Annotated in this window: 18 protein-coding genes and 1 pseudogene; 9 read left to right on the top strand and 10 right to left on the bottom strand. The window is 33.3% G+C overall.

Annotation, left to right across the window (positions count from 1 at the left end):
• The first annotated feature begins 9 nt into the window (after window positions 1-9).
• Window positions 10-798, top strand: a complete 789-nt coding sequence (locus tag UZ34_01500) for a GTP cyclohydrolase (GenBank protein AKO64140.1) — start codon at window positions 10-12, stop codon at window positions 796-798.
• Here the strand turns inward: UZ34_01500 and UZ34_01495 are convergent.
• Genes UZ34_01495 through UZ34_01485 form a run of 3 tightly spaced genes read right to left on the bottom strand, consistent with a single transcriptional unit; the run spans window position 795 to window position 3,612 of the window.
• On the bottom strand, window positions 795-1,958 hold the full coding sequence (locus tag UZ34_01495; protein AKO64139.1) for an MFS transporter: 1,164 nt from the start codon (window positions 1,956-1,958) through the stop codon (window positions 795-797). The genes UZ34_01500 and UZ34_01495 overlap by 4 nt on opposite strands.
• 4 nt (window positions 1,959-1,962) lie before the next feature.
• On the bottom strand, window positions 1,963-3,036 hold the full coding sequence (locus tag UZ34_01490) for a chorismate synthase (GenBank protein AKO64138.1): 1,074 nt from the start codon (window positions 3,034-3,036) through the stop codon (window positions 1,963-1,965).
• Between the two features lie 45 nt (window positions 3,037-3,081).
• Window positions 3,082-3,612 (bottom strand): 23S rRNA pseudouridylate synthase, encoded by a 531-nt coding sequence (locus UZ34_01485; GenBank protein AKO64137.1) that lies wholly within the window; start codon window positions 3,610-3,612, stop codon window positions 3,082-3,084.
• Window positions 3,613-3,628: 16 nt separating this feature from the next.
• On the opposite strand from UZ34_01485, the gene UZ34_01480 reads away from it, so the two are divergent.
• On the top strand, window positions 3,629-4,861 hold the full coding sequence (locus UZ34_01480; protein AKO65130.1) for an isocitrate dehydrogenase: 1,233 nt from the start codon (window positions 3,629-3,631) through the stop codon (window positions 4,859-4,861).
• Window positions 4,862-4,863: 2 nt separating this feature from the next.
• On the opposite strand, the gene UZ34_01475 is transcribed toward UZ34_01480, so the two are convergent.
• The 7 genes from UZ34_01475 to UZ34_01445 form a co-directional block, all read right to left on the bottom strand.
• On the bottom strand, window positions 4,864-5,067 hold the full coding sequence (locus tag UZ34_01475; GenBank protein AKO64136.1) for a cold-shock protein: 204 nt from the start codon (window positions 5,065-5,067) through the stop codon (window positions 4,864-4,866).
• 155 nt (window positions 5,068-5,222) lie between these two features.
• Entirely contained in the window at window positions 5,223-5,915 is a 693-nt protein-coding gene (locus UZ34_01470; GenBank protein AKO64135.1) for a thiol:disulfide interchange protein, read from the bottom strand.
• The gene (locus tag UZ34_01465) at window positions 5,916-7,022 is read right to left on the bottom strand and encodes a hypothetical protein (protein ID AKO64134.1); all 1,107 of its coding nucleotides are present in this window, start codon (window positions 7,020-7,022) and stop codon (window positions 5,916-5,918) included.
• Window positions 7,009-8,166, bottom strand: coding sequence for a hypothetical protein (locus tag UZ34_01460; GenBank protein AKO64133.1), 1,158 nt, complete (start codon window positions 8,164-8,166; stop codon window positions 7,009-7,011). The genes UZ34_01465 and UZ34_01460 overlap by 14 nt, the downstream gene beginning before the upstream one ends.
• Window positions 8,153-9,457 (bottom strand): hypothetical protein, encoded by a 1,305-nt coding sequence (locus tag UZ34_01455; GenBank protein AKO64132.1) that lies wholly within the window; start codon window positions 9,455-9,457, stop codon window positions 8,153-8,155. Before UZ34_01455 ends, UZ34_01460 begins: the two co-directional genes overlap by 14 nt.
• Complete coding sequence (locus UZ34_01450) at window positions 9,444-10,118, bottom strand: hypothetical protein (GenBank protein ID AKO64131.1); 675 nt, start codon at window positions 10,116-10,118, stop codon at window positions 9,444-9,446. Before UZ34_01450 ends, UZ34_01455 begins: the two co-directional genes overlap by 14 nt.
• Window positions 10,115-11,050: a hypothetical protein gene (locus UZ34_01445; GenBank protein AKO65129.1), complete on the bottom strand. Its 936-nt coding sequence runs from the start codon at window positions 11,048-11,050 to the stop codon at window positions 10,115-10,117. The genes UZ34_01450 and UZ34_01445 overlap by 4 nt, the downstream gene beginning before the upstream one ends.
• Window positions 11,051-11,604: 554 nt before the next feature.
• Here UZ34_01445 and UZ34_01440 point away from each other — a divergent pair.
• From UZ34_01440 to UZ34_01410, 7 genes and pseudogenes are all read left to right on the top strand, one after another.
• Window positions 11,605-13,518 (top strand): annotated as a pseudogene (locus UZ34_01440) (hypothetical protein).
• A gap of 34 nt (window positions 13,519-13,552) precedes the next feature.
• Window positions 13,553-14,797: a hypothetical protein gene (locus tag UZ34_01435; GenBank protein ID AKO64130.1), complete on the top strand. Its 1,245-nt coding sequence runs from the start codon at window positions 13,553-13,555 to the stop codon at window positions 14,795-14,797.
• Entirely contained in the window at window positions 14,794-15,723 is a 930-nt protein-coding gene (locus tag UZ34_01430) for a hypothetical protein (GenBank protein ID AKO64129.1), read from the top strand. Before UZ34_01435 ends, UZ34_01430 begins: the two co-directional genes overlap by 4 nt.
• Before the next feature lie 2 nt (window positions 15,724-15,725).
• Window positions 15,726-16,487, top strand: coding sequence for a hypothetical protein (locus UZ34_01425; GenBank protein AKO64128.1), 762 nt, complete (start codon window positions 15,726-15,728; stop codon window positions 16,485-16,487).
• A 49-nt stretch (window positions 16,488-16,536) separates the two neighbouring features.
• On the top strand, window positions 16,537-17,172 hold the full coding sequence (locus tag UZ34_01420; protein ID AKO64127.1) for an adenylate kinase: 636 nt from the start codon (window positions 16,537-16,539) through the stop codon (window positions 17,170-17,172).
• A 1-nt stretch (window position 17,173) separates the two neighbouring features.
• Complete coding sequence (gene leuS, locus UZ34_01415) at window positions 17,174-19,591, top strand: leucine--tRNA ligase (protein ID AKO64126.1); 2,418 nt, start codon at window positions 17,174-17,176, stop codon at window positions 19,589-19,591.
• Window positions 19,588-20,064 (top strand): hypothetical protein, encoded by a 477-nt coding sequence (locus UZ34_01410; GenBank protein AKO64125.1) that lies wholly within the window; start codon window positions 19,588-19,590, stop codon window positions 20,062-20,064. Before leuS ends, UZ34_01410 begins: the two co-directional genes overlap by 4 nt.
• The last annotated feature ends 1 nt before the right edge of the window (window position 20,065 follow it).

Here is a 20,065-nt window from a genome sequence, read left to right as displayed (position 1 = left end):
CTTACTAGCATGAATAAGATTATAGACAAGATCGAAGACGTACAAAACACACCTGACAAGCGCCACTTGGACATCGATAAAGTAGGAATAAAATCCATTCGACATCCGATATCAGTGAAAGACAAAACCGGTGGTGATCAATCCACGGTCGCAATGTTTGATATGTATGTTCATTTGCCTCATAACTTTAAAGGCACACACATGTCACGATTTGTTGAAATTTTAAACGAAAATGAAAAAACCATTAGTGTCAAGAATTTTGAAAAGATCTTAAGAGACATGCTCGAGCGCCTTGAAAGTAAAGCGGGTGATGTAGAAATGACATTCCCATATTTCATAAACAAGAGAGCGCCAGTATCTGGAGTCGAAAGCCTACTGGATTACGAAGTCACCTTTATCGGCTCAATTAAAGATAATCAATATATCAATCAAATTAAAGTGATAATTCCAGTGACAAGCCTGTGTCCTTGTTCCAAAAAAATCTCTGACTATGGAGCTCACAACCAGAGATCCCACGTTACTGTGACGGTCGAAACAAATGATTTTGTTTGGATTGAAGACATAATCGAACTTGTTGAAAAAAATGCCTCATCCGAACTTTATGGTTTATTAAAAAGGCCTGATGAGAAATATGTTACAGAAAAAGCATATGATAATCCTAAATTTGTTGAAGATATGGTTAGGGATATCGCTACAGACTTAAATCAAAACAATAAAATTACTTCTTACACAGTAGAATCTGAGAATTTTGAGTCAATCCATAATCATTCTGCGTATGCCATGATTCAGAGCTCTTAGGAAAATAGCTTTGCATTAAATTTATTTGATTTAATACCAAAGGCCACAATAACAAACCCAAACAATGGGAATAGAGCTGATAACAGAAATGCACTCGATGCTGAGTAAGTTTGAATGATAAACCCTCCTCCAAGACCACCTAAGGCACCGCCAACTCCGTAAGTAATGCTGTTATAAAGCGCCTGGCCTTTTGCATGATTTTTACCTGGGAAAAATTTATTTACCATTTCAATTGAAGCCACATGAAATGCGCCAAACGTAAATGCATGCATCATCTGTGCGAGGATAATAAGAGTTAAAAAATCAACATAATTTCCAATGATAAAAAATCGAATTACGGCAATAAACAAACTGATCATTAGGATCTGTTTGAAATTAAAAAATTTGAGTATTTTTGGCATGGATAAGAAAACTATAATTTCACAAACCACGCCCAGAGACCAAAGAAATCCAATGGCAGATCTTGTATAGCCCCGCTCATCTAAGTAAATGGAAAAGAAATTGTATAGTAATCCGTGTGACGTCACCATCAAAGCGCAAGAAGATAAAAGGCATATCACCTCATTATTTTTAAGAATCTTAAAAAAGCTTAAATTAAGACTCTCCTCTCTTTCATAAGCTTTTTCAGGTATCCCGTAACTAAATATAAAAATTAGTAACTGAGTAATAAGAAGAGTAACCAGTAAATGTTGAATTCCTATAAGATCAAAGACAAACCCGAAGCCAAAAGAGGCAACAATAAATCCAAAAGAACCCCAAGCCCGAATTCTACTGTAATGTCCATTGGTCGTTGCCAAGTGAGACAAGGTTAAGGACTCAGCTAAGGGGAGAGTTGAGCTGGTAAAGATAGACATTGCCATCATGATGAGGAATACCTCAAAGAAATTATCGGCCCAAAAAATTCCAAAAAAACCCAAACAACCAAAGAAAGCTGTTAACTTAATCCAAAGAGATCGTTTCTCTGTTCGGTCTGCAAGCCAGCCCCATATATTCGGTGCAAAAATTCTACTTAACTGAAAGAAGGAAAGCATAAAACCTATCTGAATTGGTGTAAATGACTTAAATGTCAGAAACAAGCCCCAGTAAGGAACAAATAGTCCAACAAAAAAATAATATATAAAATAAAAGCGCGAGAGATTGAAGTGAAGTTTATGAGTCAACTAATTATTTTCTTTTGACAGAATAATTTTGGGCAACATCTCTAAGTAAATGATCCATTAGCACCAGTGCCATCATTGCTTCAACTATAGGAACAGCACGAATGGCCACACAAGGATCATGACGGCCTTTGGTCTTCATCAAGACTGGTTTATTTGATCTATTAATTGAATGGCGATCTTGAGGAATGCTGGAGGTTGGTTTAAAGGCAACATTAGCTGTAATTGTTTGCCCCGTTGATATACCTCCTAAAATTCCCCCAGAATTGTTTGAGGAAAATCCTTTAGGAATAATCTCATCGGAATGTACGGAGCCTCTCTGTTCAACCGATAGAAAACCTGCTCCTATCTCTATCCCTTTGACAGCATTGATGCTCATCATAGCATGAGCTATATCAGCATCCAGACGATCGAAGATTGGCTCACCCAAACATTTTGGTGGGTTGGTAACCTGAACATGCACTAGAGCTCCAACAGAATCTTTTTCTGATCTGATTTGATTTATGTAATCTTCTAAAGTAGGAATTATTTTTACATTAGGTACAAAAAAAGGGTTTTGGTTTACATGCTTCCACGCTGCAAATGGGATATCAATTTCTCCAATTTTCTTGATACACGCCTGAACCTTTACCTTATGTTTTTTTAATAGCCATTTTTTTGCAATTGCACCAGCAGCAACTCTAATTGCAGTTTCACGTGCACTGGAACGTCCGCCTCCGCGATAATCACGAATTCCATACTTTTGTTCATAAGTTATATCCGCATGACCTGGTCTGTATGTGTTTTTTATTTCAGAATAATCTTTTGATCTTTGATCTTCATTATAAATAATTAAACCAATTGGGGTACCCGTTGTTTTCCCCTCAAAAACTCCAGACAAAATTTGCACTTTATCTGACTCTTTTCTCTGCGTTACAAATTTTGAGGATCCTGGTTTTCTGCGATCAAGATCAATTTGCAAATCTTTTTCAGAAATCTCCAAACCTGGAGGGCAGCCATCAATGATTCCGCCAATCGCTACTCCATGTGACTCACCAAATGTTGTTAATGTGAAATTTTTTCCTATTGAATTACCAGACAAAATATATTCCTAAAAATTTGATTAATTATACCATCTAACTTATTTTTACTTGATGATTTGATAATCTCCAGGCCGTAATTTATTAAGATAGTAGTCGTCCACATGATATCGAATTAACCTTAGAGTGGGAAAGCCAACAGCTGCAGTCATTTTTCTTACCTGCCTATTTTTACCCTCCCTGATTTGAATCTTGACCCATGAGGTTGGTATATTTTTCCTAAATCTAATTGGAGTTGATCGTTCCCAAATTTCTGGTTCATTAATTTTTTCAACCCTGGCTGGCAAAGTGGTGAAGTCTTTTAAATTGAGGCCATTTTGTAATTTTTGAATTGCCTCATTGTCAATGTCTCCTTCTACTTGAACCCAATATCCTTTATACTTATGGCTGTTTGGGGATGAAATTTCATGCTGGATCTTCCCATTGTCTGTAAGTACCAAAAGTCCTTCGCTGTCAGTGTCGAGTCTTCCAGCAGGGTAAATATTGGGGATATTTAGATAATCCTTTAATGTTGGATGAATTTCATGCTTGGAGAACTGGCAGACTACACCAAACGGTTTGTTAAATAACACTATCATATGGATTGGAAATAAAATGAGTCAAAATTTAATATCTCAACCTAAAGGTGAGCCAATAACTATACATAATAATGAACTCAATATACCAGATTTTCCAGTTATTCCATTTATTGAGGGTGATGGGATTGGTCAGGATATTTCACCAGCAATGCAAAAGGTCATTAATGCTGCCGTTTCAAAAGCTTATGATGGAGCGAAGAAAATTGATTGGTTGGAAATTTACGCAGGTGAAAAAGCAGCGAATTTATATGGTCAAGATCAATATTTACCAGAGGAAACTATCGATGCATTAAAAAAATATATCATCTCAATTAAAGGGCCTTTAGCTACTCCAGTTGGAGGCGGTATCAGGTCTCTTAATGTTGCTATGAGACAAAAACTTGATCTGTATGTGTGTTTAAGGCCAGTGCAATACTATCAAGGAGTTCCAAGCCCTTTAAAAAATCCAGAAAAAACTGATATGGTAATTTTTAGAGAAAACACAGAGGATATTTATGCTGGGATTGAATATTCTAAAGGTACAAAAGAAGCTCAGCAAATACTCAATTTGCTAGAACAATTTAACGATAAAAACAAAGTAAGATTCCCAGAAACGTCATCCATTGGCATAAAGCCTGTCTCAGAAGAAGGAACAAAAAGACTCACCAGGAAGGCTATTCAGTATGCCATAGACCATAAGCGTAAATCGGTGACATTTGTTCACAAAGGAAACATCATGAAGTTTACTGAGGGTAGTTTCAAACAGTGGAGTTATGATGTTGCAATAGAGGAGTTTGGTGCTAAAGAAAACATCTCTGGAGAATTAATGATTCATGATTCAATTATCATCAAAGATTGCATTGCGGATGCATTTCTGCAAGAAATTTTATTACGTCCAGAACGATATGATGTTGTTGCGACATTAAATCTTAATGGCGACTATATATCTGACGCGCTTGCAGCACAAGTCGGGGGTATTGGAATTTCACCAGGGGCAAACTTATCGGAAAAACTCGCTATATTTGAAGCCACACATGGCACTGCGCCTGATATTGCAGGAAAAAATATTGCCAATCCAAGCTCTCTCATTCTCTCAGCACAAATGTTACTGTCATACATAAAATGGGATGAAGCATCATCTGTGCTTGATAAAGCTTTTAGGAAAACTCTTGATGAGAAAAAAGTTACTGCAGATTTTTCAAATCACATGGGAGTAACAGCATTATCGACAAGCGATTTTGCCGAAGCAATAATTGAGAATATTAAGTAAAACTAAGCTTTTTCTATATTTGAAGCTTGTTTACCTTTTGGTCCATCAGTAACTTCAAAAGTTACTCTTTGACCTTCTTTCAAGCTTTTATATCCATCGCCTGTGATTGATGAAAAATGCGCAAATAAATCCTCAGAACCATCATCCGGAGTGATGAAACCAAAACCTTTTGCATCATTAAACCATTTAACTGTACCTTCAGCCATAAAACTTCCTACATATGTTGTGGGGAGGCACCCCTTAAGTTTGGATTAAGGAAGCTTGGATACTTAATTTTGGAATCAGAATACAAAACAACTTAATGCAAACACCTTGAGTTTATAAGTTACGGAAAAATCACATTAAAGTCAAGAAATTCTTGTTATAACAATGATTTAAATTGATCCAGAGGAATCGCCCCTGAGACTCGTCGCCCGTCTTCAAATATAATAGTTGGTGTGGATTGAATGCCATTTTTTTTGGCAAATGCGGTAATTTCTTTAATCGGTGAAGAACACTCACCCTTATTGTCTGGTAATTCAGCATTTTTCATAAACTTAACCCAATTTGTTGAAGGGTCATCAGAACACCAAATTTGTAATGACTTCTGTTCAGCCTCAGGATGGATAGCCAAGGGAAAAATAAAAGTATATATTTCAACGTCATCCAAACCAAGAAGAACATCTTTTTCTAATTTTCGGCAAAAAGGGCAATCTAGATCTGAAAAAACAGCAACTTTTTTTTGCCCCTTCCCTTTTTTTATTTTTATAGCTAAATCAAGCGGAAGATCAGAAAAATCTATTTTTTGATACTCAGCTAAACGATCAGCAGTGATATTTTTTTTTGTCTTCGGATCAACTAATTGACCCTCAATGATCAAAAATTTAAAGGATTTGTCGGTATAGATGATTTCATTTCCAAGGTAGACCTCGTACAAATCATTAAAGTTAGTTTTTTTTATGCTTTGTATTTTAATATCTGGATATTGTTGTTCAATTAGCTTTTTAAGATCATTTTCATTCGCCTGAAGATTAAAAACACATAATAGAAATACATATAGGATAATTTTTAACATTTAAATCATTTTCCTTACCAAAATTTTTTTTAATAATTCTGAATTTTCAATTAACTTAATAGGATACTTGAATAAACTTGAAAATACATCACTATTATTAACCAAGGCTTCATCTAGACGATCTGTAAGACCCATAACGATTGATTCATCTGCAGAACGAGACATCACATATTTTTTTATACAATTTTCCTGTCCAAAATCAATAATTTTTTTATCAGAAATGAGGTTTTCTAGCATTTGTACGTCCCCTAACCCAAGGTTTAATCCTTGTCCAGCCAGAGGGTGAACCTTATGTCCTGCATCGCCCATAAACAAAGATCTTAATTTTGGATCGTGTTTTATTTTATAGAGAGTTAATGGAAACCGGTTAATTTTAGATGATAACTCTACTGAAGCTAGAGCAGATTGTTGTTTAATAAAATTAATTAATTGCTCACCTGAATCATCAACCAATTTTTCATCGCCTTTTTTTAACCCAGATAAAACAATCGAAAATTCATGGTCTGAAAAAGGGAGGATGGCTAAAATTTTACCATCTCTAAAATACTGCACGGCCCTATTCTCTAAATTATCATCTGTTTTAAAGTTAGCTGTCACGGCAAATTCATCGTATTCCTTTTTTTCTTCTCTCTCAGGCTTTATCTTTAAAAATTTATTGAATCGAAAGTCAGTGTTAATAATAAGTCTTGAGGATATTTGATAATTGTTGAAAATAACTCTGTCATTATCAAACACAAACTCTAAGTCCTCATCTGCCTTGATCACTTTATCAATATCATCAAGATCTCTTGAAAAAGATTCAAATAAATAATCGCTATTCATGATATTAAAAAGTGGAAATGGTCTAGTTAAATTATCTTTTAAATTGAGATCCTCATTGTCAACAAATACTTGAATATGCTTTATTGGATAATGATTAACAAGATCTTCATTAAAATATTCACTGTACCATTTTAGGAATGTTGGTTTAATTGCAAAGAATCGTCTTTCAGGTTCTTGAGCTGGATAAGCAAAATTCACATAATCAATCTTATTTTTTATAAGCACTCTTCTTAATAAATTTGAAATTAGATTGTTCCCCAGAACAAGAATGTTAGTTTGATCCATAATTAAATTTATTAATAAAGTTATCTTTAATTATTTTTTGATTATCTAGTAGAAATAGTGACAGGCTGCGTATTTTATTTATCCCGACGTAATCATTAGAAAATCCCTTTACTAAAAAATGAGTCAGTTTCATAAATGATTTCATTTCTTTGACTCGATTATCAAAGTATTCTTTAAGTGTATCTTGATCAATTACATATTGATTTTTCTGTAAAAGAATTGATAGATATGCAATGTCACGAATAGTCAAGTTTAAACCCTGACCTGCAACAGGATGCATGGTATGAGCTGCATTGCCTAATACCAGAATATTTTCTGTATATGGTTTGAGCATATATTGTTGTCGCAATGGATACACTAACTTTTCACCAATTTCTTTAACTTGCCCCAATCTCTCACCAAAATTGTCATGAAACAATTCAATAAATTCATTATTATTTAATTTGAGCAAACTCTCTATAAAATAATTTTTTCCTGTCCAAACTAATTTAGATAATGAATTATTATTAATTGGTAATAACGCAATTGGGCCATCCGGGGTAAAGCGCTCATAGGCTATATTCTCATGCTTTAATTGAGTATCCACTTCGCAAACTAACGCTGAATAATTTGCTATTTCATTATCAACAGAAAATTTAAATTGGTTATCAAGCAAATTGCCAATGCCATCAGAGAAAATTAAAAAATTATAATTATATTTTTTATCATCAACGTCTCTAAAGAAACTTTCCTTAACATTCATATTAATAACTTCAGATTTAAAATGAATTGAAATATTTTTATTAGCGTTTATTTTGTCTAATAAGTGTTTTATCAAATGATCGTAACGGACTACATACCCAAAAGGATCCGACTCACCTTGATCAATTATCACCCTTCCGAATGATTCTTTTTGACTGGTATGAATTTTATTAATTGAAATAAATTCTAAATTTTTTTTAGGATCAATATTTATCTTTTTAAGAATGTCGATAGAACTAGCTGACAATGCAAGCGCCCTAGATTGATTAAGAAGCTGATCATGATCTAATTTTTCATGGACAGCTATTTTATGCTTTTCATGTGCATTGAGTAATGCAAAGATCAGGCCAGCTGGCCCTCCCCCGATTACTCGGATTAATTCAATATGACTATCCTTTGCCAATGATTGATTCCAAATCGTCAATCTCTTTAGGACAGCTAGAGGTTAAAACATCCGCTTTATTATTGTTAACCAATACATCATCTTCAATCCTGATCCCAATATTTCTAAAAACTTTAGGCACTGATCTGTCATCAGGAAAATATAATCCAGGCTCAATCGTAAGAATCTGTCCATTCATTAACCTGACTGGTTTACCTTTAGGATCAAAGTAGTCACCGACATCATGAACATCTAGGCCCATCCAATGCGATGTCCTGTGCATGTAGAATTTTTTATACTCTTCTTTTTCAATAATCGTATTCACAGAATCTTTTAAAATTTTTAAATCTCTAAGGCCTTGAGCCAATACCTGAATAGCTGCAATGTGTGGGTCATTAAAGCTATTATTTTTTTTCACTTGGCCAATAGCTGCTTTTTGGGCCTCCAAAACAACAGAGTAAAGATCTTTTTGAGGTTCACTAAATTTGCCACCGATAGGGAATGTTCTGGTAATGTCTGAGGCATACCCCTCAAACTCACATCCTGCATCAATCAATATGAGTTCAGATTTATTAAGTTTAGATTGATTTTCAATGTAATGTAATATGCACGCATTTTTTCCAGAGGCCACTATTGAACTATAGGCCTCATTTCTTGCTTTATGAACCCCAAAAAAATATCTCAATCGCGCCTCAACTTGATACTCATAAGAATCAGAGTGTATATTTGCCATAGCAAATTGATGTGCTCTTGATGAAATATTGGCTGCGTGCCTGATGACTTTTAATTCATTAATAGACTTTATAGACCTCATTCGGTCAGCAAAGGAATTTAAAGAAATTATTTCATTTTTTAAAAAGGCATCGGCTCTTTTATTCTTTGATAGATGATTCAGTTTTTTTGAAACCATGTCTCTTAAATTTAAATCTTCTTGGAGCAAATAAACTTTTGAATTTTTTGCCAACAAATCCGATATTGAGTCATGGAAATGTTTGAGATCTAGACCTTGATCAAATAAAAACTCTTTTGCAGCTGCTGCTGGCCCATAAATAAATCCATCCCATATCTCCTTAGTTTTATCTTTTGTTTTTGAGAAAATCCAAGTTTTAAAAGGTTTACAATTAATCACTATTACCGCATCAGACTCTGGAAAACCTGAAAAATAATGGAAATAACTATTTGATCTAAATGGATAGGTGGTGTCATTTGATCTTATTTGATCCGATGAATTTCGGATGATAACGATACCATCCCCTAACGTTTTAGCTAACTGTTTTCTTCTTTGTTTGTAAACTTTATTACTTATAATCATTTTTCTTATTCTCAAATTCAAGTCGCTCTGCTGTTCCTATATCTGACCAATATCCATGGTATAAAGATCCATCAATCTTTTTATTTAGAATATAGTCATCGAGAATTGATTTTAACTTTATTTTTTCACCTTTTTTAAATCCCTGGAACATTTCTTTTTTGTATATTCCGATCCCAGAATATGTAAAATCTTTGGTAAATGACAATTTGTTACCCTCCAAACCATAATCACCAACTGTTTTAAATTCAGGATTAGGAACTAAAATTAGATAGGCTGACACATCATCAAATAGCTTTTGCTTTACAAGTAAACTGTAATCAAAATTGGTAAAAATATCAGCATTGGTAACCAAAAAAGGGTTGTCATCGAAAAATTCTAAGGCGTTTACAATGCCACCAGCAGTTTCAAGGGGGTGGTCTTCTTTGGAGAATTGTATTTTTAAATTTGATGAATTTTTATATTTATTAGACACAAATTCGATGATTTTGTCACCTAAGTAAGAAACATTAATTAAAAATTGACTTATGCCTGCTTGCATTAATTTATTTAACTGTATTTCTAGCAAGGTTTGATTGCCAATCTTTAAGAGTGGTTTTGGTGTATTCTTGGTCAAGTATCCCATGCGAGATCCCATGCCAGCGGAAAGGATCATCGCTTTCATCTTTGCATCTCCACCTCTCTTTTTTTTAAGATCAATTCTTTTATATAGCTTAGCTTTGGATATTTTTCAGAAACATCAATAACATAATCCTCAACCAGCGGAATATCATTAAGATACTGCTTTTTTCCATCTCGTAAAAATAATCTTTTAAAAATACCTAAGATTTTTAGATGTCTTTGCACGCCCATCATTTCAAAATCGACAAAAAAGTCACCGAAATCAGAGGGCACGTCAAAATAACTTCTTACCAATTCCCAGTACTTAATACAAACATCAATAATTTGGGCCTCATTTTTCTTATGATACGCATCTTTGAGATAGGAAACTAAATCATATGTAATTGGGCCTATTAGAGCATCTTGAAAATCTATAAGACATATTTTTCCATCATTTATAAGCAGATTTCTGCAATGGAAATCACGATGTACAAATTTTTTAGTTTGCTGTTCTATTATTTCTATGAGGAAAGAATAAATGCTTTCTAATTTTTTTTGCTCAAATTCTAGGTCTTTAAGATACCACTCATGAAATAGGCTGAGCTCATATAAGAGAATCTGTGATGAATAAATTGGCACGTCAATATCCGAGCAACTTTTTTGCAAATGAATAATCGTTTCATTTAAATTGTCAAAGATAAGATTGTCATTTTTTTTATCAGGCTCTTGATAATGATGCATCAATGAATAACTACCAAAATCTTCTTGCAAAATAACGCCAAGGTTATGATCGAATGCATACACTTCGGGAGCCCTTGCAGACCTTGCTTTCAGTGATTTAGCGACAAATAAAAATTGATCTAATGGCTCCTTGTCCGGCGGAGCAACCATCAAAATCATTGTTTTATCTTTATTTTGGACTCTGAAGTATTTTCTAAAGCTTGCATCCTCTGAAGCCTTGGTAATTGAAAATTCTGCGCCAATATTCATTTGAATAAATTCATGAACATCGTTATTAAGGTTTAAGGTTTCTTTTTCCAATTTTTGCCAAAAAAAATTAAATGAATTAATTGATATAAATTATTGATTTTATTTGATTTATTAAAAATATCATTTAAAATATATCCCCCAGTTATAGGAATTTAAAATTCTTAAATTTAATGCATAAGAAAATTATCATACATTTCATTTTAACCAATATAGTTTTTTTTGGTTGCCTCTATGCGAATTTTGTTTTAGCCATCGACAATCCTAACGACACAGATTTAATTATCGAGGGAGAGACTCTTGAGAATATTGTAGATAAACAAATTAAAGCCAAGGGTGACGCTGTTCTAATTAAATCTGGGAAACGAATTGAGGCTGACCAGATTATATTTGATCAAATATCTAATGAACTTGAAGCGGATGGAAATGTAAAGCTAAAAAGTGGGAATACGCTTATTTCAGGTGAAAAGCTGATCCTTAATGTTGATGAATCAATTGGAGAAATCCCCAATGCAACATTTGATTCAGATACAGAGAATAAATCTGCGATTAATCAATCCATTCGTGGATACGCAGACAAGCTATCCATTCTTGGATCAAATAAAACAAGTTTAGAGGGTGCTGAAATTACCACTTGCGAGGTTGGTCAAACTGATTGGTTTATCAAGGGTACTCAGATAGATATAGACAACAAAACAAAAACAGTTGATGCCACTAATGCAAGAATGGAGTTTAAGGGGGTGCCAATTCTATATTCTCCTAAGGTAAACTTTTCATTTAATAATCAACGAAAGTCTGGTTTTTTAAGTCCTACTTGGGGAACAACTACCAAAAGTGGTTTTCAAGTCAAAACCCCTTATTATTTTAATATAGCCCCGAATAAAGACGCCACGATTACGCCTAGATATATGGGTAAACGAGGATTGCAAATTGGAGCTCAATATCGGTATCTTGGTGAAAGTCATAGTGGAGAAGCGAACATAGAATTTTTGAACAATGACTACATGACGAACGAGGAACGATATCTGCTTAACCTCAAACACAAACAAAAGTTTACTGATAATTTTTCAGGCTTTTATAGATATCAAAAGGTTTCTGACAATGATTATTTCTCGGATATGTCATCCTTGGTGTCAAGAACCTCAAGGGTTATTTTGCCGCAAGAATTTGGATTAGATTATAAAATCAGCGGATGGAATACTGGACTCAGAGTACAAAAATTCCAATCCTTAACATTCCGATCTCCTTATGAAAAATTACCACAGATTTTTATGAATCGTAGTGATAATTTTTTTGGTATTAACTCCACCAGCAAATTTGAATTGACACAATTTGATGCGAACAACCAGCGAAATAAGTTTATTCAAGCTGATAGGGATGCAAATTTAATCCCTAGCGGCTACTCTGTTGGAGATTTTAAACCAACAGGAAGTCGATTTGTTTACAATCAGGAGTTTCAAACCACGCTGCATGAAAATAGCTACTCGTATATAAGACCCAAGTTAACATTAAATTTTAGGCATTATGATATCAACCATGGCGCTCTATCGACCAATGAAAGTTTTGCGATTCCAACCACTTCTGTTGATAGTGGTATGTTTTTTGATCGCACATTTAATTTCTTCGGTAACAATTTAACTCAAACATTAGAGCCAAGGGCTTTTTACTCTTACACTCCATTTCACGATCAATCGATGATTCCAATCTACGACACCAGATTAATGGATCTGAATATGTATAATATCTTCTCTGAAAACCAGTTTATTGGTTATGACCGTTTACAAGACTCAAATCAGATAACTGCAGGCTTAACATCAAGATTCATAGATTCAAATTCCATTGAAAGACTCTCTCTAACTTTTGCACAAAGATTTTACCTAAGCGATCGTCAAGTTTTAAATGATCCTCTTTATTCAAATGCCGGCTCAAGTCTTGAAAGAGCCTCTAGTGACTTCTTATTTGGAGCAAATGCAAGAATTACAAAAGACCTTACATTCAGAACAATGACGCAATACAATCCTGAACAAAGTTCTACTAAGCGCGTTCAATATGGGTTTAAGTACAACCCCAATCCTGGTAAATTACTAAGGTTCGATTATCGATTTATTGAAAATGCCGCAACAAATCAAACTCGGCTTAAGCAAGCAAATATTTCGGGACAGTGGCCACTCGGCAAGGGCTACTATGCAATTGGCAGATATAATTTTGATCTTGATAATTCCAAGGTGACTGAGTCTTTAGGGGGTTTAGAATATGACGCGAGATGTTGGTCATCGAGAGTTATACTTCATAGATTATCTCTTGCTACCGCAGATGAGCCTAACTACAGCTTATGGTTTCAGTTAGAATTGGGTGGTTTAGGAAGTATAGGCTCTGGTAAAGCAAGAAAACTTGATAGAGTGCTTATGAGAAACGTTCCCGGAGCAGCATGGGCTAGCACATTAGATGATGATATACGACGACAAAACTATGACTAACTATATGACAAGAATTGTACTTTTTCTTTGCCTGATGGTGAATATTAGCTTTGTTTCATCTTACCAAGAACTAGATCGAATTGTTGCCATTGTAAATAAGAATGTAATTACATTAACTGATCTTACCGAAGGAGTAGATAAAGCGCTTCTTTTTTTTCAACAGAACGGAATAAAGCCGCCAGAGGAAGGTGTCATCGAAAAAAAAGTTCTTGATGAATTAATAGAACAAAAAATTATTGAAGGTTATGCAGAAGACTGGAATATTAAAGCATCCCAAGAAGATATCGATTTACTTATACAAAATATTCTTTCAGCAAATCAAACTACTCTGGATGAATTAAAATCAAATCTAGCGCAACAGGGATCATCTTATGACAAGTTAGTTGAAAGCTTAAAGTATGAAATCATTTTAAAAAAAGTAAAAAACCGTGAAATTAGTTCTAAATTAAATATATCTGAATATGAGATAAAGAAACACAAAGAAAAGATGGCAAAAATAAGACCTGATGTATTTGATTTGTCCCATATATTAATCAAATTTTCATCAGAGCCTACAGCAGAAGAAAAGAAAGAAAAACGTGAACTAGGTGAAGAAATTTTTGATAAATTAAAAACAGAAGATTTTGGTAAAATTGCTTATGAATTTTCCGACGCTCCTGATGCTAATGAAGGTGGAGCATTAGGAAAGTTAACACAAAGCGAACTTCCAGAAATATTTATTGATAAATTAAATAATCTAAATGCTGGAGAATATTCAACTCCTTTTGAATCGAATAATGGAATCCATATTCTTAAGATTAATCAAGTTGAGAGCTACAATGAATCCAAGAATTCTTCACAAAAAATAAAAAAATATTTTGTTAAACAAATCGTTTTGAAAACAAGCGAAGTTTCTTCTGAAGACAATGTTATTAAAAAGCTAAAAAGATATAAGAATGAAATTGATTCAGGTGCCGATTTTGGTGTCATTGCTAAAAAGTATTCGGAAGACTTTTCTGCAACCAATGGTGGAGAAATTGGCTGGGTTAATGAGGGGCTTCTTGATCAAAAATTTGATGATCAGCTATCCATTATTGATCAAAATGAGGTAAGTCAGCCCTTTAAGACAGATCTTGGGTGGCATATCATTCAATATACAGATTCCAAATTTGAGGATCTTGCATCAGAAAATATAGATAATAAAATTAAATTTGAATTAATTAATGAAAGGACAGAACTTCTCTACCAAGACTGGTTTTCATCATTAAAAGCTGAAAGTTTTATCGAAATTAGACAATGAACCATATAAAAACTCTTGCAGTTTCAGCTGGGGATCCAGATGGAATTGGTTATGATTTATGTGCACTTCTTTATGAAAAAAACCTCAATTACCATGTTGATATTTATGGAGATGAGGAAATTCTCCTATCCAGAGCAAAATTGCTCGGTCTAAAAAATTTACACAATGAAAAAATCACGATTCATCATGTAAAAAATAATAAAAAGATAAAAAACAAAAGAGAGTTAGTTTTAGAGAGCATTAAAGGTGCAGCTGAAGCATGTATTGATAAAAAGTCTGTTGCTTTGGTAACCCTACCGGTTAATAAAGAAAAGCTATCAACATCTAAAAATTTATTCACCGGACATACTGAGTATATCGCAGAATTTTTGAAAGCTCGCAATGAGCCAATTATGACTTTTATTGGAAATAAAAAACTAATAGTAGCCACCCATACAACACACATGAGTCTTCTTAATGCTATTAAAAAAGTTAAAAAAAATAACTTAATAAATAAGTTGCAATTGCTTCACTCCTGCTTAAAAAATCAATTGAAAATCAAAAATCCAAAAATTTTAGTCACTGGACTCAACCCTCATGCTGGAGAAAATAACTTGTTTGGTGATGAGGAAAGCAAACACATCATTCCAGCAATTAATAAACTAAAAGAGTTAGATTTATACTTAGATGGACCTGCACCAGCTGATACTGCCTTATTAAAAAATAATATGAAAAAGTATGACTGTATTTACTATATGTATCACGATCAGGCATTATGTGCTTTTAAAACTTTATTTTTCGACGCTGGTGTTAATTTAACGCTTGGTTTACCAATTATAAGAACATCTGTAGATCATGGAACTGCTGAGGAATTAGTTGGCAAAAAAGAGAGGATATCCATAAAAAGTTTTTTAAATGCTCTTGATATTGCAAAAAAATTTTCTTAATAATGATTAAAGCAAAGAAAAAATTTGGGCAAAATTTTCTTATCGATAATCAAATAATTAAGTTAATTGTTGATGAAGTAAAATTTACTGAAACAAATAAATACCTTGAAATAGGCCCCGGCATGGGGGCATTATCCAGTGAGCTTCAAAAAAAGACTAAAAATTTAGATCTTATCGAGATTGATCCAGACATGATCAAAATTCTAAGAGGAAAAATAAATGTTACTACACATCTTTTTGAAGGAGATGTTCTAAGTTTTGATGATAAGTTTTTTGAGAAATATAACGTGGTTTTAGGTAATCTTCCATATTATATTGCAACAGAAATAATTTTTAGATTTATTCCAATTAATAATGTTGATATTTTATATTTTATGGTGCAAAAAGAGGTTGCAGATAGACTAGTTGCTAAAATGGGTTCGAAAGAAAATTCTATTTTGACTAATCTTATAGGATTTAATTTTAGAGCTGAAAAATGCTTTGACATTAAGCCAGAATCTTTTGATCCTCCCCCTAAAGTTACTTCAAGCTTTATTAAACTAACAAGGCATAGAGACTATGTTAATGAAATTAAATATGCTGACTTTAAGAAAACAATAAAAGAGTCATTTAAATTTAAAAGAAAAAATCTAAAAAATAATTTAAAAGATATTTTAAATCTTAATGACTTTGAAAATCTCGAAATCTTACCTACCAATAGGGCAGAAGATCTATCAATTGAAGATTTTATTAAAATCACCAAATACGTGATCTCAAATGCATAGAAAGAGTTCTTGTTGATATAATGTTAAAGTTTTTTTATAAGGAAAATGTATGAATATTATTCTTCTTGGTGCGCCTGGTGCAGGAAAGGGAACGCAAGCTTCTTTTTTAAATAATCAATATCAAATTCCACAAATTTCAACCGGAGATATGTTAAGAGCAGCTGTATCAAACAAAACTGATCTTGGCATTGAAGCAAAAAATTACATGGATGAGGGCAAGCTTGTTCCTGACTCTTTAATAACTAATCTTGTCAAAGATAGAATAAGTTATGAGGATTGCAAAAATGGATTCATGTTAGATGGCTTTCCTAGAACAATAAATCAAGCAAAAGCAATTGATGATGCAAAAATTCAAATCGATTACGTTGTATCTATATCTGTTCCCGACGAAGTCATTATCGAAAGACTCTCTGGAAGAAGAGTTCATCCCGCATCCGGAAGAACATATCATATTAAATTTAATCCGCCTAAAAATGACAATAAAGATGATGTCACTAATGAAGCTCTCATTATTCGCGATGATGATAAAAAAGAGACTATCATGACAAGACTTAAAAATTATCATGAAGCAACAAAACCTTTAGAAGATTATTATAAAAACAAGTCTAATCTCAACTTCATCGATATCGATGGAACCCTTCAAATAGAATCTATTAATCAATTTTTAAAAAATACAATTAAATAAAATGTTCGAAACATACAATTTTCATGAGATTGAAAAGGAATGCCAATCCTCTTGGTTTAGCTCTAACAAATTTGCTGCAAAAAAAAATTCATCTAAAAAAAAATATTATGTTTTATCAATGTTTCCCTATCCTAGCGGCAAGCTACATATGGGTCATGTGCGTAATTATACAATTGGTGATGTAATTTCTAGATTCAAAAGATTTCAAGGATATAACGTCATGCAGCCCATGGGCTGGGATGCTTTTGGACTCCCTGCAGAGAATGCCGCAATTAAGAATAATACCCTTCCTGACAAATGGACATATCAAAATATTGATGCGATGCAGGAACAATTAAATTCCCTGGGTTTTTCCATAGACTGGAGTAGAGAAATTGCAACCTGTGATCCCAGCTATTACAAATGGGAACAATGGTTATTTATAAAGTTATTTAAAAAAGGGTTGATTTACAAAAAAACTTCAAAAGTGAATTGGGATCCTGTAGACCAAACAGTCTTAGCGAACGAACAAGTGATTGATGGCAAGGGATGGAGGTCTGGTGCGCTTGTTGAACAAAAAGAAATTCCTCAGTATTTCTTCAAAATAACTGATTTTGCAGAAGAGCTCGATAAGGATATTAGCAGTCTTGATGAATGGCCTCCACAAGTAAAATTAATGCAAAAAAACTGGATCGGTAAAAGTTTTGGTTATAGAGTTGAGTTTCAACAAAAAGAATTTAATTCCATTGCCATTTTTACAACACGTCTTGACACTCTCTATGGCGCAACTTTTTTAGCTATTGCAATTGATCATCCAATATCCATTGAGTTAAGCAAAACAAATAAAGAGATCTGTGATTTTATAAATGAAAATAAAAAAAGTGGTGTATCTACCGCTGAATTGGAAAAGGCTGAGAAAAAAGGTATTTTTACTGGTCTATTTGCTTCCAACCCAATTAATGGAAAATCTATTCCAGTCTGGATAAGCAACTATGTGTTAATGGGATATGGTGAAGGTGCGATTATGGCCGTACCTGCCCATGATGATAGAGATTTTGAATTTGCTAAAAAATATTCTCTTGATGTGATTCAAGTTATCGAATCTGACCAAGAATTATATACCGGTAAAGGCACTCTGATTAATTCAGAAGACTTTAATGGTCTATCTTCAGATGATGCAATTAATAAGATTGGCAAACAACTTTCAAGTAAAAAAGTTGCAGAAAAACAAACTAAATATCGATTAAGAGATTGGGGCATATCAAGACAGCGATATTGGGGTTGCCCTATTCCAATTATTCATTGTAATGAATGTGGTGAAGTCTGTGAAAATGAATCAAACCTTCCCGTCACACTTCCGCAGAAAGAAAAATTTGATTTTGATAATCAATCAATTAAAACCGAGATCGATTTCATTAACTGTATTTGTCCTAGTTGTGGTAATCCGGCTCAAAGGGAAACAGATACCATGGATACATTTGTTGAATCATCATGGTATTTTGCAAGATACACATGTCCCACCGAGGATAAATCCATGTTAAATGATGAGGCAAATTATTGGTTACCGGTTGATCAATACATAGGCGGTATTGAACATGCTATTCTACATTTACTTTACTCTAGATTTTTCAGCAGACTTCTGAGAGACGAAGGATTGATAAATATATCTGAGCCTTTTAAAAATTTACTGACCCAAGGCATGGTCCTAAAAGACGGGTCTAAAATGTCAAAATCAAAAGGAAATACAGTTGACCCAGGAGAGTTAATAGAAAAATTTGGTGCTGACACAGCCCGTTTATTTATAATGTTTGCAGCCCCCGCGGACCAAAGCTTAGAATGGTCTGATAAAGGTATTGAAGGTTCGCATAGGTTTTTAAAAAGGGTATATACACAAATATTTAATTTTAAAAAAATCCTAGATGGTCAAAGTACTTTTAACCTAGAAGAATCAAATTTAGATAGCGAATTTAAATTTCAATTAAACAAAACCATTGATAAAGTAACTGACGATATAGACCGAAGGAAAAGTTTCAATACAGCAATTGCTTCATTAATGGAGTTTGTTAATTATTTAAGCACACTCGATAAACAAAAATCTCTTACTGAACTTTATCTTGGTTATAAAAATTTACTGATCATGTTATCCCCATTTGTTCCACATTTTAGTGAATATATATTTATAAAACTTACTGAACATAGAATAGACAATGAACCTTGGCCTTCAGTGAATAAGGACGACCTTGTTCAATCAACAAAGACAATAGTAATCCAAGTGAATGGAAAAGTTAGAGATAATATTGAGATTGAGAATAATGCACCACAAGAAATCATTGAGGAAAAAGCTTTTGCAAGCGAAAAAGTGTTAAGATTTGTAGAAGAAAGAACTAATGTGAAAAAAGTAATTTTCATTAAAAATAAAATACTTAATATTGTTGTATGAGAAAAAATAAATTTTTAATTATTTATCTATCGCTATTTTTAATATTAAATTCATGCGGTTTTCAGCTAAGAAAACCTATTGATCTTGATTATCAATCCTATTCAATCATCGGTGATTCCTCTGAAATATCAAAACTTGTTGATAAGCAGTTTTCATTTACTGATATTAAAAAAAATAATGGTGAAGCTGCTGATTTGGTTATTGAAATTATGTCTAATAATTTTGCAAAAAGAATTTTATCTCTTGCAGGTAACGGTCAAGTTGGAGAATTTGAACTCATCCATACTATTGAGTACAGATTTAAAACGAAAGGCAAATGGTCTGAACCAAGAAAATTAGAGTCTATAAGAGAATATACATATGATCCCACCCTTTATAATGCAGCACGTGCGGAGGAAGGGTACCTCAAAGATTCTATGATTGAGCAACTATCCAGGTCACTTATCACCGAAATTAATAATATAGGAAAATAAA

This window comes from Methylophilales bacterium MBRSF5, from assembly GCA_001044335.1.
Lineage (GTDB): Bacteria > Pseudomonadota > Gammaproteobacteria > Burkholderiales > Methylophilaceae > BACL14.
The sequence above is the reverse complement of the archived record's forward strand: the minus strand, read 5'-3'. Positions and strand labels throughout refer to the sequence as shown.

Bases quoted from the DNA above. Each gene is read 5' to 3' on its own strand.
- UZ34_01420 (AKO64127.1), top strand. From the start codon at position 16,537: ATGAATATTATTCTTCTTGGTGCGCCTGGTGCAGGAAAGGGAACGCAA.
- UZ34_01485 (AKO64137.1), bottom strand. From the start codon at position 3,612: ATGATAGTGTTATTTAACAAACCGTTTGGTGTAGTCTGCCAGTTCTCC.
- UZ34_01500 (AKO64140.1), top strand. From the start codon at position 10: ATGAATAAGATTATAGACAAGATCGAAGACGTACAAAACACACCTGAC.
- UZ34_01480 (AKO65130.1), top strand. From the start codon at position 3,629: ATGAGTCAAAATTTAATATCTCAACCTAAAGGTGAGCCAATAACTATA.
- UZ34_01455 (AKO64132.1), bottom strand. From the start codon at position 9,457: ATGATTATAAGTAATAAAGTTTACAAACAAAGAAGAAAACAGTTAGCT.
- leuS (AKO64126.1), top strand. From the start codon at position 17,174: ATGTTCGAAACATACAATTTTCATGAGATTGAAAAGGAATGCCAATCC.
- UZ34_01470 (AKO64135.1), bottom strand. From the start codon at position 5,915: ATGTTAAAAATTATCCTATATGTATTTCTATTATGTGTTTTTAATCTT.
- UZ34_01435 (AKO64130.1), top strand. From the start codon at position 13,553: ATGGTGAATATTAGCTTTGTTTCATCTTACCAAGAACTAGATCGAATT.
- UZ34_01410 (AKO64125.1), top strand. From the start codon at position 19,588: ATGAGAAAAAATAAATTTTTAATTATTTATCTATCGCTATTTTTAATA.
- UZ34_01430 (AKO64129.1), top strand. From the start codon at position 14,794: ATGAACCATATAAAAACTCTTGCAGTTTCAGCTGGGGATCCAGATGGA.
- UZ34_01465 (AKO64134.1), bottom strand. From the start codon at position 7,022: ATGGATCAAACTAACATTCTTGTTCTGGGGAACAATCTAATTTCAAAT.
- UZ34_01450 (AKO64131.1), bottom strand. From the start codon at position 10,118: ATGAAAGCGATGATCCTTTCCGCTGGCATGGGATCTCGCATGGGATAC.
- UZ34_01425 (AKO64128.1), top strand. From the start codon at position 15,726: ATGATTAAAGCAAAGAAAAAATTTGGGCAAAATTTTCTTATCGATAAT.
- UZ34_01475 (AKO64136.1), bottom strand. From the start codon at position 5,067: ATGGCTGAAGGTACAGTTAAATGGTTTAATGATGCAAAAGGTTTTGGT.